The sequence below is a fragment of the Arthrobacter ramosus genome (assembly GCF_039535095.1).
GTDB lineage: Bacteria > Actinomycetota > Actinomycetes > Actinomycetales > Micrococcaceae > Arthrobacter > Arthrobacter ramosus.
In genome coordinates, this window is the sequence record NZ_BAAAWN010000001.1 from 484,985 (window position 1) to 497,692 (window position 12,708).

The following is a 12,708-nucleotide window of genomic DNA, read 5'->3' on the forward strand; positions in this document are numbered from 1 at the left end:
TTCAGCCGCTAGTCCCTCAGGTGCTTCGCGAAGTGGTCCTCGATCCGCTGCCAGCCTTCCGGAGCCGCAGCCGGATCGGGTTTGATGCCCATCACCCGCATCAACGGCCGCAGTGGCCGGGGCCCGACCGGAACGTCGTTCATGAAGGCGTGGCCCGCCGTCGGGAACTCCTTGACGTCGTGCTCGATCCCAAGGTTCGTCAACGCAGCCTCCAACTTCGCGGCCGCTCCCCGCAACGTCCGGTCCTTGCCTCCATAGTTGGCCACCACCGGGCAAGCGCCCGCCAAAGCCTGCTCCAGGTGCCGTGGCAATTGGCCGTAGTTCACGGAGGCCGCGTCGAAGTCGTCGTGGGCCGCGAGCAGGGCGAAGGCGCCTCCCATGCAGAAACCGATGACCCCCACTTTTCCAGTGCACCGGACATCGCTGCGGAGCCAGGAACGTGCCGTGGACACATCCGTAAATGCCCGGCCCGTGCCCGACATCAGGGAGCGCATGGTCGCCACGAGGCAGCGCCTCGCGCCGCCGTCGCTATAGAGATCGACGGCGAGCGTCAAGTAACCGGCCGAGGCGAGCCTGTCTGTGTGCCGCCGCATCATGTCGTCGAGCCCAAAGGCTTCATGGATAAGCACGACGCCGGGAAACGGACCTTCGCCGTCGGGCTCGGCCAAGTACCCCTGCAGGGTCCGCGAGCCTCCGGCCGCCGCACTGTCCGCGCTCAAGTCAATGTGCACCATGGTGAGGAAGCCTTTCGTTGGCCGATCCGATTGCGGCGTAGGCCCAGTGTTTGCCATCCCGACGGTCCGCGCAAGTGTCATTGTCAGCAGTCGCAGCTAGGCTCGATGCATGGACCACAGCACCACTCTCAGCCAGCACGTCAACGCCTCCCGGGAGAAAGTCTGGGCCGTCATCACCGACATTCCGGGCTCGGCCAAGACCCTCTCGGGCGTCAAAGCCATTCAGATGCTCAGCGAGGGACCCTATGGTGAGGGCACGCGGTGGAAGGAAACCCGCGCCATGATGGGCAGGGAGGAAACCGTGGAAATGCACGTTTCCCAGTGCGATCCTCCGCGCGGCACCACGGTCAAGGCGCGGCAGGGCGGCGCGGATTACACCACCCGATTCACCTTGGAAGAGCGCGACGGCGGGACCGAACTCGCGCTGTTCTTCGGCGCCGAGGTCCTCAAGCCGACTTTCTTCAGCAAGGTCATGATGGCCGCGTTCGGAAAGCTCGGGATGAGCGTCACGCGCAAGGCGCTTGCGAAGGATCTCGCCGAGATCGCGGCGAAAGCGGAGGCGCTCTGATGGCGGCGGTCGCCAAGGTGACGGCACCCCGGATTTCCCCGATCAGGCTTGACGAGCTCCGCGACGATCCCGCGCCGGACTTCCAGCGCGGGGAGCGGTACGACGGCGTCCGCCTCACCCGGGCCGTGGCTGACGGAGCGGAGCTGAGCGGGGCGGACTTCATCGAGTGTGAATTCAACGGAGTCTCTTTCAACGAGGCACAGCTGCGTGGCGCGAACTTCCGGGACTGCATCCTGAATGAGCCCTACGCGCCGGTGTTTACCGCTGCACGCACCTCGTGGCGTGAAGTGGAGATCAGCAACCCGCGTTGGGGTTCTGCGGAGATGTACGAGGGCGCCTGGCATTCGGTGAAGATCGACGGCGGCAAGCTGGACTTCCTGAACCTGCGTGGATCCAAACTCACGGATGTGGTGATCACGGGCTGCATCATCAATGAGCTCGACCTCGGGGCATGTACCGCGACGCGGATGGTGCTCAAGGACTGCACCATCGGGACCCTGGATGTCACAGGGGCCAAGCTCAAGGATGTGGACCTGCGTGGCTCGGACTTCCGGATGATCAATGGACTTGGTGGACTGTCCGGCGTGGTCATTGACGATTACCAGCTCAGCCTGTTGGCGCCCCTTTTGGCCGGACATCTGGGTATCCGGGTGATCTGAGTGGAGCAACGGGGTCGCGAGGTGGCGGTTCACCACGTGACGGTTGACCGCGGGGCGGCGCCGTGTAATCTTTATAGAACGAACGGTCGGTAAATTATTCACCGGCCCCGCTCCCTTCGCGAAGGATGTTCTCATGGTCGAGGCTTTTCTTGTTGGCGGTGCCCGCACCCCTGTAGGCCGTTATGGCGGCGCCCTTTCCGCGGTCCGGCCCGATGACCTGGCGGCCCTCGTGGTCCGCGAAGCCGTGGCCCGTGCCGGCATCGACCCCGACGCGATCGACGAAGTCATCCTGGGCAACGCCAACGGCGCCGGCGAGGAAAACCGCAATGTCGCCCGGATGGCCACCCTTCTCGCGGGACTGCCCCTCCACATCCCGGGCATCACGATCAACCGCCTTTGCGCCTCCGGCATGAGCGCCATCATCATGGCCAGCCACATGATCAAGGCCGGCGCGGCGGACATCGTGGTGGCTGGCGGCGTCGAGTCGATGAGCCGGGCCCCGTGGGTGCAGGAGAAGCCCACCACGGCCTTCGCCAAGCCCGGCCAGATCTTCGACACCTCCATCGGCTGGCGCTTCGCCAACCCGCTCTTCAGCAAGGGCGAGTTGTCCCGCGGCGGCAAGATGACGTATTCCATGCCGGAAACCGCCGAGGAAGTCGCCCGCGTGGACGGTATCTCCCGCGAAGACGCCGATGCCTTCGCCGTCCGCTCGCACGAACGCGCACTTGCTGCCATCGCCGGCGGTCGCTTCAAGGAAGAGATCGTGCCGGTCACCGTGAAGACGCGCAAGGGCGAAACCATGGTGGACACCGACGAAGGCCCGCGCGAGGGAACCACCATGGAGGTCCTCGCCGGGCTCCGTCCAGTGGTTGCCGGCGGATCTGTTGTCACGGCGGGCAACTCCTCCTCGCTCAACGACGGCGCCTCGGCCATCATCGTCGCGTCCGAGGCTGCCATCGAAAAGTTCGGCCTCACTCCGCGGGCCCGCATCATCGACGGCGGCTCGGCCGGTTGCGAACCGGAAATCATGGGCATCGGCCCTGTTCCGGCCACCCAGAAAATCCTGACCCGTTCCGGACTCACGGTCGGCGACCTTGGCGCCGTCGAACTCAATGAAGCCTTCGCGACGCAATCGCTCGCTAGCATGCGGCGTTTGGGCCTGGATCCGGACATTGTGAACCTCGACGGCGGTGCCATCTCCCTGGGGCACCCGCTCGGTTCCAGCGGCTCACGTATCGCGATCACTTTGCTGGGCCGCATGGAACGCGAGCTGGGCACCGCCGACCGTAAGATCGGCCTCGCGACGATGTGCATCGGCGTCGGGCAGGGCGCTGCCATTCTCCTGGAAGGCATGTAATGGCGTTGAAGCCAGAGGAATTCGGAACGTTGCTCATCGAGGAACGCGAGGACCGCGTCACCGTGCTGCTGAACCGGCCCGAGGTCCGCAACGCGATCGACCAGCAAATGGTGGACGAACTCCATCAGGTGTGCGATTACCTTGAACGCGAGCCCAAAATCCTGATCATTGCCGGCGTCGAAGGCGTCTTTGCATCAGGTGCCGATATCGGCCAGCTGAGGGAACGCCGCCGCGACGACGCCTTGCGCGGCATCAACTCCACCATCTTCGTGCGGATCGCGAAGCTGCCCATGCCCGTCATCGCGGCCCTGGACGGCTATTGCCTGGGCGGCGGGGCCGAACTCGCCTACGCCGCGGACTTCCGCATCGGCACGCCGAGCCTGCGCATCGGCAACCCGGAAACCGGACTGGGCATCATGGCCGCGGCCGGTGCTACGTGGCGCCTCAAGGAACTCGTGGGGGAGCCGATCGCCAAGGAGATCCTCTTGGCCGGGGCGGTCCTCCGAGCGGAGGAAGCCCTCCGCATCAATCTCATCACCCAGATCCACGAAGCTCCCGTGCTGATGGAAGCGGCCCATAACCTTGCGGACCGGATCGGCCGGCAGGATCCCTTGGCCGTGCGGATCACCAAGTCCGTGTTCCACGCTCCGGCCGAGGCGCACCCCGTGATCGACACCCTGGCCCAGGGCATGCTTTTCGAATCGCAAGCCAAGTTCGACCGCATGCAGGCGTTCCTGGACAAAAAGAGCGCCAAGCAATCCAGCGACAAACAGTCCAGCGACAATCCAGACAGGACCCGAAAATGACAGCAACGCCCGCCATCCCGCATGTTGTCGGTGTCCTCGGCGGTGGCCGCATGGGTGCCGGCATCGCCCATGCCTTCCTGATCAAGGGCGCTACGGTGATCGTCGTCGAGCGAGACCACGAATCCGCCGCCGGTGCGCAGGGTCGCGTTGCTGAGGCCGTGGCCAAGTCCGCCGCCCGAGGCACCCTGACGGAAACCGCCGGAGAGGCCTTGTCCCGGTTCAGCACCTCAACCGACTATGACTCCTTCGTCCATTGCGGGCTCGTGGTCGAAGCCGTGCCCGAGGACTACGAGCTCAAGGTTGCGGCCCTCAAAGCTGTGGAGGAGCACCTCTCCGCCGACGCCTTCCTGGCCTCCAACACCTCGTCGCTCTCCGTGACCGGGCTCGCTTCGCAGCTCCGGCGGCCCGCCAATTTCGTGGGCCTGCACTTCTTCAACCCGGTCCCGGCTTCCACGCTCATCGAGGTGGTCCTGGCCAAGGAGACTTCGCCGGAGCTCGCCGCCACGGCGAAAAGCTGGACCGAGGCACTCGGCAAGACCGCCGTCGTCGTCAACGATGCGCCCGGCTTTGCCTCGTCGCGGCTGGGCGTCGCGATCGCACTCGAGGCGATGCGCATGGTGGAAGAAGGCGTGGCCTCCGCGGAGGACATCGACGCCGCCATGGTGCTCGGCTACAAGCACCCCACGGGACCGCTCAAGACCACGGACATCGTGGGCCTGGACGTGCGCCTCGGCATCGCCGAGTACCTGCATTCGACGCTCGGGGAGCGCTTCGCCCCGCCGCAGATCCTGCGCGACAAGGTTGCCCGCGGCGAGCTGGGACGCAAGACCGGCAAGGGTTTCTTCGACTGGACTGACTAGCGCCTCGTACCCCCAACTAGCTCGCATTTGTTGTCGTTTTCAGGCCCTATAACGACAACAAATGCGAGTCACTTGGGCGTCCAGCCTCGGTCCAAAAGCACGGCACGGACTTTCGCGACGGCGGACCGTGCTTCGTTCGCCATGTGGCGTTTGGAGATCCTCACCAAGTGCCAGCCCGCACGGGCGAAATCCTCTTCTCGGGCGATGTCCCGGACTATCTGGGCCGGCTCGGAATGCGGCTCGCCGTCGTATTCGACCGCCACACGGTGTTCCGGATAGGCGAGATCCGGTTGACGTACGACGCCGGCACTTAGCTCAGTGGCTACGTTCAGTTGGGGTTCCGGCAGCCCGCCGTTTTCAAGGGCCAGCCGGAGCCGCGTTTCGGGGGCCGAGTCTGAGCCGATCCGCGCCTGTTCGAGGGCCAGGCGCGCCTTGCGGATCCCGGGAGTGCCTTTGTGCCGGTCCAGCATGTCGGCCAGCCGTTCCAATGTTGCGTACGGCTCTGTCCGGCCTTCAAACTCCGCCCGGGGGATCCGCACCAGATGGTCGGCCACAACGGTCAGTTCGTCCACGCTCATCTTCCTGGACACATCAAGCCAGGTCCGGGTGCGCGTGGTGACCAGAAGGCCGTCAAGACTCGTGATTTCGTCGTCGAAGAACTGCCCCACATGCCCAACCACCCCGGTTCGCCGGGGAATGGCCATGGTGTCCGGACGCGAAATGTGGATGCGCGGATCATCGCTGCCTGGCAGGAACCCCGGGAACGACCACAGACCGAAGGCCGTGGCGTGAGACGCTGCCGAGAACTCGGTCACCGCGGTGAAAGGCCGGACGAAACCGACCTCCTTTGGTTGACCTTGGGCAAAGGCCTGGTCCGGAATCCTGATGCCCCGGCTCGGCGCGGGCAGCGCTCGGTGCCGCAACCGCCGGAGGCTCACGCCGGCGTCGACCGCTTCTTGAAAGGTGAACGGGGCGCACGCCAGCAGCGCGGGCAAGGGTTGCGGAGTCCTCATGGCCCTATCGTTGCAAATCCTGGAACGCCATTTTGAGTTATCCACAGGCAACCGCCCCGGAACCCCAACTGACTCGCAGTTGTTGTCGTTTTCAGCCGCCAAAACGACAACAAATGCGAGCTAGTTGGGTCGGTTAGGCTGGCTGGGTGACTCTCATTGCACCCGTGACCCTGGACGGCCGCTTCGTAACCCTGGAGCCCCTTAGCTCCGAGCACCACGACGGCCTTGTGGATGCCGCCAAAGACGGCGAGTTGTGGAAACTCTGGTACACCTCGGTTCCGACGCCGGGGGGCATGGCCGCGGAGATCGACCGCCGGCTCGGGCTGCAGGAGCAAGGATCCATGCTGCCGTTCGCCACCCGGTTGAAGGCGACCGGCAAGTTGATCGGCATGACCACCTACATGAACATCGACGCCGCCACCCCGCGCGTCGAGATCGGCTCCACGTGGAACGCCGCCTCGGCGCAGGGTCGCGGGAGCAACCCGGACTCCAAACTGCTGCTCCTGCGCCACGCTTTCGAAACCCTTGGCTGCCCTGCCGTCGAATTCCGTACACACTGGCTCAACCACCAGTCCCGCGAGGCCATCGCCCGGTTGGGCGCTAAGCAGGACGGCGTCCTGCGGAACCACTCTCGGACTTCGGACGGAGTGCTCCGCGACACCGTGGTGTTCTCGATCCTCGAACACGAGTGGCCCGCGGTCCGCACCGGTCTCGAGTTCAGGCTCGCGTCACGCCTCCCCAAGTAGCTCGCAGTTGATGCCGTTTTGAGCCCTGATAACGACATTAAGTGCGAGCCAGTTGGGTTAGCGGGAGGGAAACGGGGGCGCCCCCACGTCCGGCTACACTCTTGAAGGCAACACGTGCCGAAGATCCATTCCTCCGGAAGCAGTCCCCAATGGTCGAACAACTGATGGCGTTTGCGCTGACCTGCGTCGTCGTGGTCCTCGTTCCCGGCCCTGATTTTGCGCTTGTGCTGAAAAACGCACCCCGCGGACCCGGATCAGCGGCAACCACCGCGATCGGAATCATGGTCGGCAACACGGTCCTTGCCCTTCTCGCCGTGCTTGGCGTCACGGCGCTCCTAGGTGCCTCCGAAGTCCTTGGCAACGCCATCAGGATCGCCGGTGCTGTGTACTTGCTCTATCTTGGGGCCCGCGCCCTGCTGGAGGCCTTCGGCCGCCCTCGCAGTCAAGCCGGCCAAGCTACGGCGCCGGAACCCAGGCTAGGATTCCGCGGGAACTCACCCTTCCTGCAGGGAATGGTCAGCAATCTGCTCAACCCCAAGGTCGCCGTCTTCTATCTTTCCCTTTTCCCTCAATTCAACCTCGCACCGCTTCCCCCTTTGGGCCAGCACTCGTTGATGGCGGGCATCTTTCTGCTCACCGCGCTGGTTTGGTACGTGCTGCTGGTGCATGCGCTCAAGAGAATCTCCTCGGCACTGGCCCGTCCCCGAGTGAAGCGGATCATCACCGGCGGATCGGGGACTGTACTGATCGGCGTCGGCGGGACAATCCTGACGAAATCCCTCGCCTCCAGCTAACCGCCCGCTAGTTGGGTTGGTGGGCATGAAGAGTAAGGGCGCTGCGGACCGAGGTCCAGGACTTGAGGACCTCCAGCACGTCCGGGTCGCGTTCAGTCAGGACGGCCTGTGCGTAGGATTCCTCAAGGAGCGCATCAACGGAAACGCGCGCTCCGGTGGAGGCGCTGAGCATGGCCGCCTCCACCATGGCCAGGCTCATGATGTTCTGGTGGACTTGGCCCATGGGAGTGCTCCCGGTGCGCAGGGCCGCCACGAAGTCACGCAATGAGCCGGCGATCTCCTGGCCTGGGTCCTCCGAACCGGTTCCGGACGGAAAGAGCAACGAGGACACAGGTTCGCTGTCGCCGTCCCACAGGACCGTGCCGCGTTCGCCGCTGATCCGCCATGCCGCGTTCCAGGAGGTCTCCTGACCCGGGCTGCACCAGCTCCCGGTGAACACGAAGCGCTCCCCGCCTGTCATTTCGAAGATGGCGGTGGCCCCTGCATCGCCGCGGTACCAGCTCCAGGACGGGTTGTATTCCTCGCAGAACACCGAGACGGGATCCGCGTCGAGCAGGAACCGGGCCATGTCGAACTGATGGATGGCCATGTCCAGAAGCAACGGGTGGTCCATGGCATCCCGGAAACCCCCGAAATGCGGGCCCTTGAAGAATTCCGCCGACACGATGCCCACAGTGCCGAGCGCCGAGGCGAGCCGTTTGGCCTCGAAAAGATGCCTGTTGTACCTGCGCGATTGGCTGACCATGAACAACTGGCCAGTAAGCTCCGACGCCGCGGCTAGCGACAGCCCCTGGGCCACCGTGGAGGCCACGGGCTTTTCGCCAAGCACCGGGAGCCCTGCCGCCAGCGCCTCGGTGGTCACCGGATGATGGGCTACCGGAACGGTGACGTTGATGACCGCTTGGGCGCCGACGTCGGACGCCAACTGCGCCGTCCCGGTGCCCACCGGCAGATCGGGACGCCCGATAGCCGCCGCGCCTGCGCGGGCGGCGTCCAGGTCCAGGTCAACGATGCCCGCGAGCTCCACGAGCGGCGACTCCTGCACCGTCCGAAGCCACGCGCGGCCCATGCCCCCGGCGCCGACGACGACGACGCGAACGGGAGTGCCGTCGTCGGGAATGGTGGCGAAAGGGGTACTCATGCGTCGGCTCCCTGGTAGCTCTTGCCGTTGAAGAAGTCGTTGGTCTCATATCGCAGCAGTTCGGGGTAGGCCCGCTCCGGCCGATCGGTCACTGCCCATTCGACGGCGTTGGAGATGACCCGGCGGACATCCTTGTGGTGGTAGACCGGGTAGTCCTGGTCGCCGGGGCTGAAGAAGAAGATCTTGCCGTGGCCGCGGCGGAAGGTGCATCCCGAGCGGAAGACTTCCCCGCCGCTGAAGGAACTGATGAACACGAGCTCCTCGGGCGTGGGGATGTCGAAGAATTCGCCGTACATTTCCTGCTGATCGATCACGATGGGGTGAGGCACGCCCTTCGCAATGGGATGGGTAGGGTCCACGGTCCAGACCAGTTCACGGTCCTGCTCACTGCGCCAGCGCAACGTGCAAGAAGTGCCCATGAGCTTGGTGAAGATCTTCGACCAGTGCCCGGAGTGCAGCACGATCAGGCCCATGCCGGACAGGACGTGGCGGTGCACGCGATCGACGATCTCGTCGTCGACATCACCGTGGGACATGTGCCCCCACCACGTGAGGACGTCCGTGTTCGCGAGGCCTTCCTCGGTGAGGCCGTGCTCGGGCTCGTCCAGGGTGGCGGTGCGGACGCTCACCTTGGCGCCGAGGTTCTCCTCGATGCCGGCCTTAACGGCTCCGTGCATGCCGTCGGGGTAGAGGCGAGCCACCAGTTCGTCGCGCTTTTCGTGCCGGTTTTCGCTCCACACGGTGACGCGGATTGGTTCAGACATGGTTTCTCCTTGTTGATGTTGAAGGGCGGTCTACTTGACCGCGCCGCCGGTTGTGCCGGCTGCGATGTACTTCTGCGCCGCGACCAGCAGGATGATGGCCGGTATGGAGGCGAGGACCGCCGTCGCCATGACGGAGCTCCAGTCGTTCACATAGGCGCCGATGTACTGGAAAATTCCCAGGGTCACGGGCCGCACCGCCTCGGTGGTGGTCAGGGTCAGGGCGAACAGGAAGTCGCTCCAGGTGAACAGGAAAGTGAAGAGCCCCGCGGTGATAAGCGAGTTCCTGCTCAGCGGCACCACGATGGACCAAAACGCCCTCAAATGCCCGGCACCGTCCACCCGTGCCGCCTCGATGACCGACGCCGGCATGCCGTTCATGAAGGCCCTGATGATGAGGATCGCGAACGGGATGCCATGGGCGGAATCTGCCAGGATCAGGCCCGGGATGGAGTTCAGCAAGCCAAGATCGTTGTAGGCCGCGTACAGCGCGTTGGCCACCACGATCCCGGGGATCATCTGGCTGATCAGGATCGCGAAGAGGACCACACCAGCGCCCTTGACCTTGAAATAAGCCAAGGCATAAGCGGCCGGCGCGGCGATGGCCAGGCTGAGCACCACGCTGCCCAGCGAGATCACCAGGCTGGTGGCCAGGTTCCCGCCCTGCTCGCTGATGGCCGTGGCGTATCCCGAGAAGTCCGGCTTGAGCGGCAGCCACGAGGTTTCCAACGTGGTGCCGTTGGGCTGCAACGAAGCGTTGATCATCCAGTAGACGGGGAACAGCATGATGGCCAGGAAGAAGATGGCCATGACGGTATAGCCCCACTTCTTGCGCCCGGGTCCGTTCTCGGCGCGCTCGGGTCCGTGGCCCTTGCGGGCGCTACTTTTGCGGGGGCTCGCCGGCGCCGAACGGCGGATGGTGATTTTCGTCGTCGTCATGGTTTCCTCACTCATCGACGGACCGCCGGCTGGCACGCAAGTACAGGACCGCGAAGACCAGGGAAATGACCACCAGGACGTTGCCCAGCGCGGCGCCCTCGCCGAATTTGAACTCATGGAAGGACAGATCGTAGGACTGGGTGGCGATGGTCTGGGTCGAATTCGCCGGGCCGCCGTTGGTCAGGCCCAGGATGATGTCCAGCACCTTCAGGGTGTAGACGACGCCGAGCACCAGGACCACGCTCACTACCGGACGCAGCATCGGCCAGGTGATGTGCCGGAACGCCTTCCAACCGGTGGCGCCGTCCAGGGAACCGGCTTCATAGAGCTCATCCGGAATTTCCTGGAGGCCGCCATAGAGAATGGTCAGATTGAACGGGATGCCGATCCAGATGTTCACTCCCACCACCGCGATTAGCGCCAGCGAGGTGCTGGTGAGCCACGGAACACCCGTGTTCACGATGTGCAATTCGCCGAGGAAGCGGTTCAAGGCTCCGCTGTCCTTGTCCAGGATCCATCTCCACACGGCGCTGGACACGATGAGCGGCAGCAACCAGGGGAGGAGGAGCAGCGAACGCAGTATTCCGTTGAGCGGGAACTTGCGCTGGAAGAAGATCGCCAACGCCAGGCCGATCACGAACTGGCCCAGTATGGATCCCAGCGTGAACAGCGCGGTGTTCACCAAAGACGTTGAAAACAACGACGACGACAGCACCTTCGCGTAGTTCGCTAACCCTACCCAGGGGGCCTCGCCCGTGAAGAACGTGGCCGTGGTGTAGTCCTGGAAGCTCATCACGATGTTCTTGACCACGGGGTAGCCGAAGAACAGCGCCATGTAAGTCACGGCAGGAACCAGGAACAGCCATTGGAAGAGGCGCTCGCGGCGTTTGCGGTTGCGCCTGCGGGGTGATGGGCTTGCTTCCCGGGCCCGGGTGTTGCCCAACCCGGACTTGGCGCGTGACTTGGCGCGCTCGTTGGCGCGTGACTTGGCCTGCGACAAATCAGTTGTGAGGGACATGTCCAGCTGCTTACTGGCCTTGGGCTTGCTTGAGGGCATCGGCCGGAGAGGCCTTGCCCGTCAGCGCGGTCTGGATGGCGGTGTAGATCTTGGTCGCCTGTGCCGGCCATCCTTCTCCGAGTTCGCCGGTGCGGGCCCGGGCGGTCTTGATGAGATCGGTGAAGGTGGCGAGCTTGGGGTTGTCGGTGGCGAACTTCGCGGCCAGCGAGGTCTTGGACGGGATGGTGTTGCGGACCTTGGCCATGGCCAGCTGGTTTTCGTCGCTGTTCATGCAGGCCACCACTTCTGCGGCCTTGGCCTGGTGGGCTTTGTTGCCCGTCTGCGGAACGGTCCACACTTCGCCGCCAAGCGGGGCAACGGCTGTCTGGCTAGCATCACGGACCGGGATCTTGACGACGCCGTACTGCAGCGTGGTCTTCTTGTCGAGCGCGGGAATCTGCCAGGGGCCGTTGACCATCATGGCTGCCTTGCCCGCCATGAACTGGTCCTTGACGTCTGCTTGCGTCCAGTTCAGCGCCGACGAAGACACGGATCCGTCCTTGACGAGGTCGGTCCAGAGCTGGAGGGCCTGTGCGGTCTCGGGGGTGTCGATGTTCTTCTCGTCGCCACCGTTGGACCACATGACAGGAAGGAACTGCCACGTGCCCTCGTAGGTGGGGTTGGCGTTGAAAGCCAAGCCGTACTGCTCGCCGGACGTGAGCTTGGTGGCCGCCGCCTTCAGCTCGTCCCAGGTGGTGGGCGGGGTGACGCCGGCCTTGGCCAGAATGTCCTTGTTGTAGAAGAGTGCGATCGTGTTCACCGTGGGGGCGAGCCCGTACACCTTGTCCTTGTAGGTGCCTGCGCTCAGGACGCCGGGCGCGAAATCGGCGGTGCTGATGTTGAAATCGGACAACGGAGCCAGCGCCCCAGTAGCGGCAATCTGCTGCAGGTCCGGATTGTCGAGCATGAGTACATCCGGCAGCGTCTTGGAAGAGGACTGCTGGAGCACCTTGGAGATCAACGACTTGCCCGGCACGGTCTCGCGTTTGATCGTCACACCGGCCTTGGTGCCGCAGGCGGTCAGGGCATCGCCGATGAAGGACTTGTCCGGCTCATTGTTGTAGTAGTCCGTCACGGAGATTTCCTTCACTGCATCCGTCGAGGAGGCGGAGGCAGTGGTACCGCAGCCCGAGATGGCGAGCGGGAGGCCGACGAGAGCTGCCACGGCCAGGGCGAGCGGGCGGCGTGTACTGATAGCTGACTTCATTGTCTGTTCCTTTGTTGGTGGAGGAAGGGAATGGTGCGTTTGTTGATGGAAGCGAATCATCGATGC

The 12,708-nt window shown here is 64.4% G+C and carries 14 protein-coding genes; 7 read left to right on the forward strand and 7 right to left on the reverse strand.

Annotated elements, in window-relative coordinates; all coding sequences use genetic code 11:
• Nucleotides 1-8 precede the first annotated feature (8 nt).
• Nucleotides 9-734, reverse strand: a complete 726-nt coding sequence (locus ABD742_RS02310; RefSeq protein ID WP_234748789.1) for a dienelactone hydrolase family protein — start codon at nucleotides 732-734, stop codon at nucleotides 9-11.
• A gap of 109 nt (nucleotides 735-843) precedes the next feature.
• Between ABD742_RS02310 and ABD742_RS02315 the strand changes: the two genes are divergently transcribed.
• The 5 genes from ABD742_RS02315 (at nucleotide 844) to ABD742_RS02335 (ending at nucleotide 4,984) form a co-directional block, all read left to right on the forward strand.
• Nucleotides 844-1,302, forward strand: coding sequence for an SRPBCC family protein (locus ABD742_RS02315; RefSeq protein WP_234748790.1), 459 nt, complete (start codon nucleotides 844-846; stop codon nucleotides 1,300-1,302).
• Nucleotides 1,302-1,961 (forward strand): pentapeptide repeat-containing protein, encoded by a 660-nt coding sequence (locus ABD742_RS02320; protein WP_234748791.1) that lies wholly within the window; start codon nucleotides 1,302-1,304, stop codon nucleotides 1,959-1,961. Before ABD742_RS02315 ends, ABD742_RS02320 begins: the two co-directional genes overlap by 1 nt.
• Before the next feature lie 133 nt (nucleotides 1,962-2,094).
• Nucleotides 2,095-3,318, forward strand: a complete 1,224-nt coding sequence (locus ABD742_RS02325) for a thiolase family protein (RefSeq protein ID WP_234748792.1) — start codon at nucleotides 2,095-2,097, stop codon at nucleotides 3,316-3,318.
• Nucleotides 3,318-4,124 carry an enoyl-CoA hydratase/isomerase family protein gene (locus ABD742_RS02330; protein WP_234748793.1) on the forward strand — a complete coding sequence of 269 codons (807 nt, stop codon included), beginning with the start codon at nucleotides 3,318-3,320 and terminating at the stop codon, nucleotides 4,122-4,124. The genes ABD742_RS02325 and ABD742_RS02330 overlap by 1 nt, the downstream gene beginning before the upstream one ends.
• Nucleotides 4,121-4,984 carry a 3-hydroxyacyl-CoA dehydrogenase family protein gene (locus tag ABD742_RS02335; protein ID WP_234748794.1) on the forward strand — a complete coding sequence of 288 codons (864 nt, stop codon included), beginning with the start codon at nucleotides 4,121-4,123 and terminating at the stop codon, nucleotides 4,982-4,984. Before ABD742_RS02330 ends, ABD742_RS02335 begins: the two co-directional genes overlap by 4 nt.
• Before the next feature lie 68 nt (nucleotides 4,985-5,052).
• Here ABD742_RS02335 and ABD742_RS02340 read toward each other — a convergent pair whose 3' ends face one another.
• Nucleotides 5,053-5,997, reverse strand: a complete 945-nt coding sequence (locus tag ABD742_RS02340) for an endonuclease domain-containing protein (RefSeq protein WP_234748795.1) — start codon at nucleotides 5,995-5,997, stop codon at nucleotides 5,053-5,055.
• A gap of 146 nt (nucleotides 5,998-6,143) precedes the next feature.
• Here ABD742_RS02340 and ABD742_RS02345 point away from each other — a divergent pair, with 146 nt between their 5' ends.
• Both ABD742_RS02345 and ABD742_RS02350 read left to right on the forward strand, forming a co-directional pair.
• On the forward strand, nucleotides 6,144-6,743 hold the full coding sequence (locus tag ABD742_RS02345; protein WP_234748796.1) for a GNAT family N-acetyltransferase: 600 nt from the start codon (nucleotides 6,144-6,146) through the stop codon (nucleotides 6,741-6,743).
• Between the two features lie 149 nt (nucleotides 6,744-6,892).
• Nucleotides 6,893-7,537 carry a LysE family translocator gene (locus ABD742_RS02350; protein ID WP_234748797.1) on the forward strand — a complete coding sequence of 215 codons (645 nt, stop codon included), beginning with the start codon at nucleotides 6,893-6,895 and terminating at the stop codon, nucleotides 7,535-7,537.
• Nucleotides 7,538-7,544: 7 nt separating this feature from the next.
• On the opposite strand, the gene ABD742_RS02355 is transcribed toward ABD742_RS02350, so the two are convergent.
• The 5 genes from ABD742_RS02355 to ABD742_RS02375 all read right to left on the reverse strand — a co-directional run bounded on the left by ABD742_RS02355 (nucleotide 7,545) and on the right by ABD742_RS02375 (nucleotide 12,642).
• Nucleotides 7,545-8,678 (reverse strand): Gfo/Idh/MocA family protein, encoded by a 1,134-nt coding sequence (locus ABD742_RS02355; RefSeq protein ID WP_234748798.1) that lies wholly within the window; start codon nucleotides 8,676-8,678, stop codon nucleotides 7,545-7,547.
• Nucleotides 8,675-9,442 carry a ThuA domain-containing protein gene (locus tag ABD742_RS02360; protein WP_234748799.1) on the reverse strand — a complete coding sequence of 256 codons (768 nt, stop codon included), beginning with the start codon at nucleotides 9,440-9,442 and terminating at the stop codon, nucleotides 8,675-8,677. Before ABD742_RS02360 ends, ABD742_RS02355 begins: the two co-directional genes overlap by 4 nt.
• A 30-nt stretch (nucleotides 9,443-9,472) precedes the next feature.
• The gene (locus ABD742_RS02365; RefSeq protein ID WP_372460895.1) at nucleotides 9,473-10,249 is read right to left on the reverse strand and encodes a carbohydrate ABC transporter permease; all 777 of its coding nucleotides are present in this window, start codon (nucleotides 10,247-10,249) and stop codon (nucleotides 9,473-9,475) included.
• 136 nt (nucleotides 10,250-10,385) lie between these two features.
• Nucleotides 10,386-11,396: a carbohydrate ABC transporter permease gene (locus tag ABD742_RS02370; protein WP_234748801.1), complete on the reverse strand. Its 1,011-nt coding sequence runs from the start codon at nucleotides 11,394-11,396 to the stop codon at nucleotides 10,386-10,388.
• A 10-nt stretch (nucleotides 11,397-11,406) separates the two neighbouring features.
• Nucleotides 11,407-12,642, reverse strand: a complete 1,236-nt coding sequence (locus ABD742_RS02375; RefSeq protein ID WP_234748802.1) for a sugar ABC transporter substrate-binding protein — start codon at nucleotides 12,640-12,642, stop codon at nucleotides 11,407-11,409.
• Between the last annotated feature and the right edge of the window lie 66 nt (nucleotides 12,643-12,708).

What these genes read in the sequence shown, in the direction of transcription:
- ABD742_RS02310 (WP_234748789.1), bottom strand. Translation starts at nt 734, where the DNA reads ATGGTGCACATTGACTTGAGCGCGGACAGTGCGGCGGCCGGAGGCTCG.
- ABD742_RS02315 (WP_234748790.1), top strand. Translation starts at nt 844, where the DNA reads ATGGACCACAGCACCACTCTCAGCCAGCACGTCAACGCCTCCCGGGAG.
- ABD742_RS02320 (WP_234748791.1), top strand. Translation starts at nt 1,302, where the DNA reads ATGGCGGCGGTCGCCAAGGTGACGGCACCCCGGATTTCCCCGATCAGG.
- ABD742_RS02325 (WP_234748792.1), top strand. Translation starts at nt 2,095, where the DNA reads ATGGTCGAGGCTTTTCTTGTTGGCGGTGCCCGCACCCCTGTAGGCCGT.
- ABD742_RS02330 (WP_234748793.1), top strand. Translation starts at nt 3,318, where the DNA reads ATGGCGTTGAAGCCAGAGGAATTCGGAACGTTGCTCATCGAGGAACGC.
- ABD742_RS02335 (WP_234748794.1), top strand. Translation starts at nt 4,121, where the DNA reads ATGACAGCAACGCCCGCCATCCCGCATGTTGTCGGTGTCCTCGGCGGT.
- ABD742_RS02340 (WP_234748795.1), bottom strand. Translation starts at nt 5,997, where the DNA reads ATGAGGACTCCGCAACCCTTGCCCGCGCTGCTGGCGTGCGCCCCGTTC.
- ABD742_RS02350 (WP_234748797.1), top strand. Translation starts at nt 6,893, where the DNA reads ATGGTCGAACAACTGATGGCGTTTGCGCTGACCTGCGTCGTCGTGGTC.
- ABD742_RS02355 (WP_234748798.1), bottom strand. Translation starts at nt 8,678, where the DNA reads ATGAGTACCCCTTTCGCCACCATTCCCGACGACGGCACTCCCGTTCGC.
- ABD742_RS02360 (WP_234748799.1), bottom strand. Translation starts at nt 9,442, where the DNA reads ATGTCTGAACCAATCCGCGTCACCGTGTGGAGCGAAAACCGGCACGAA.
- ABD742_RS02365 (WP_372460895.1), bottom strand. Translation starts at nt 10,249, where the DNA reads ATGGCCATCTTCTTCCTGGCCATCATGCTGTTCCCCGTCTACTGGATG.
- ABD742_RS02370 (WP_234748801.1), bottom strand. Translation starts at nt 11,396, where the DNA reads ATGTCCCTCACAACTGATTTGTCGCAGGCCAAGTCACGCGCCAACGAG.
- ABD742_RS02375 (WP_234748802.1), bottom strand. Translation starts at nt 12,642, where the DNA reads ATGAAGTCAGCTATCAGTACACGCCGCCCGCTCGCCCTGGCCGTGGCA.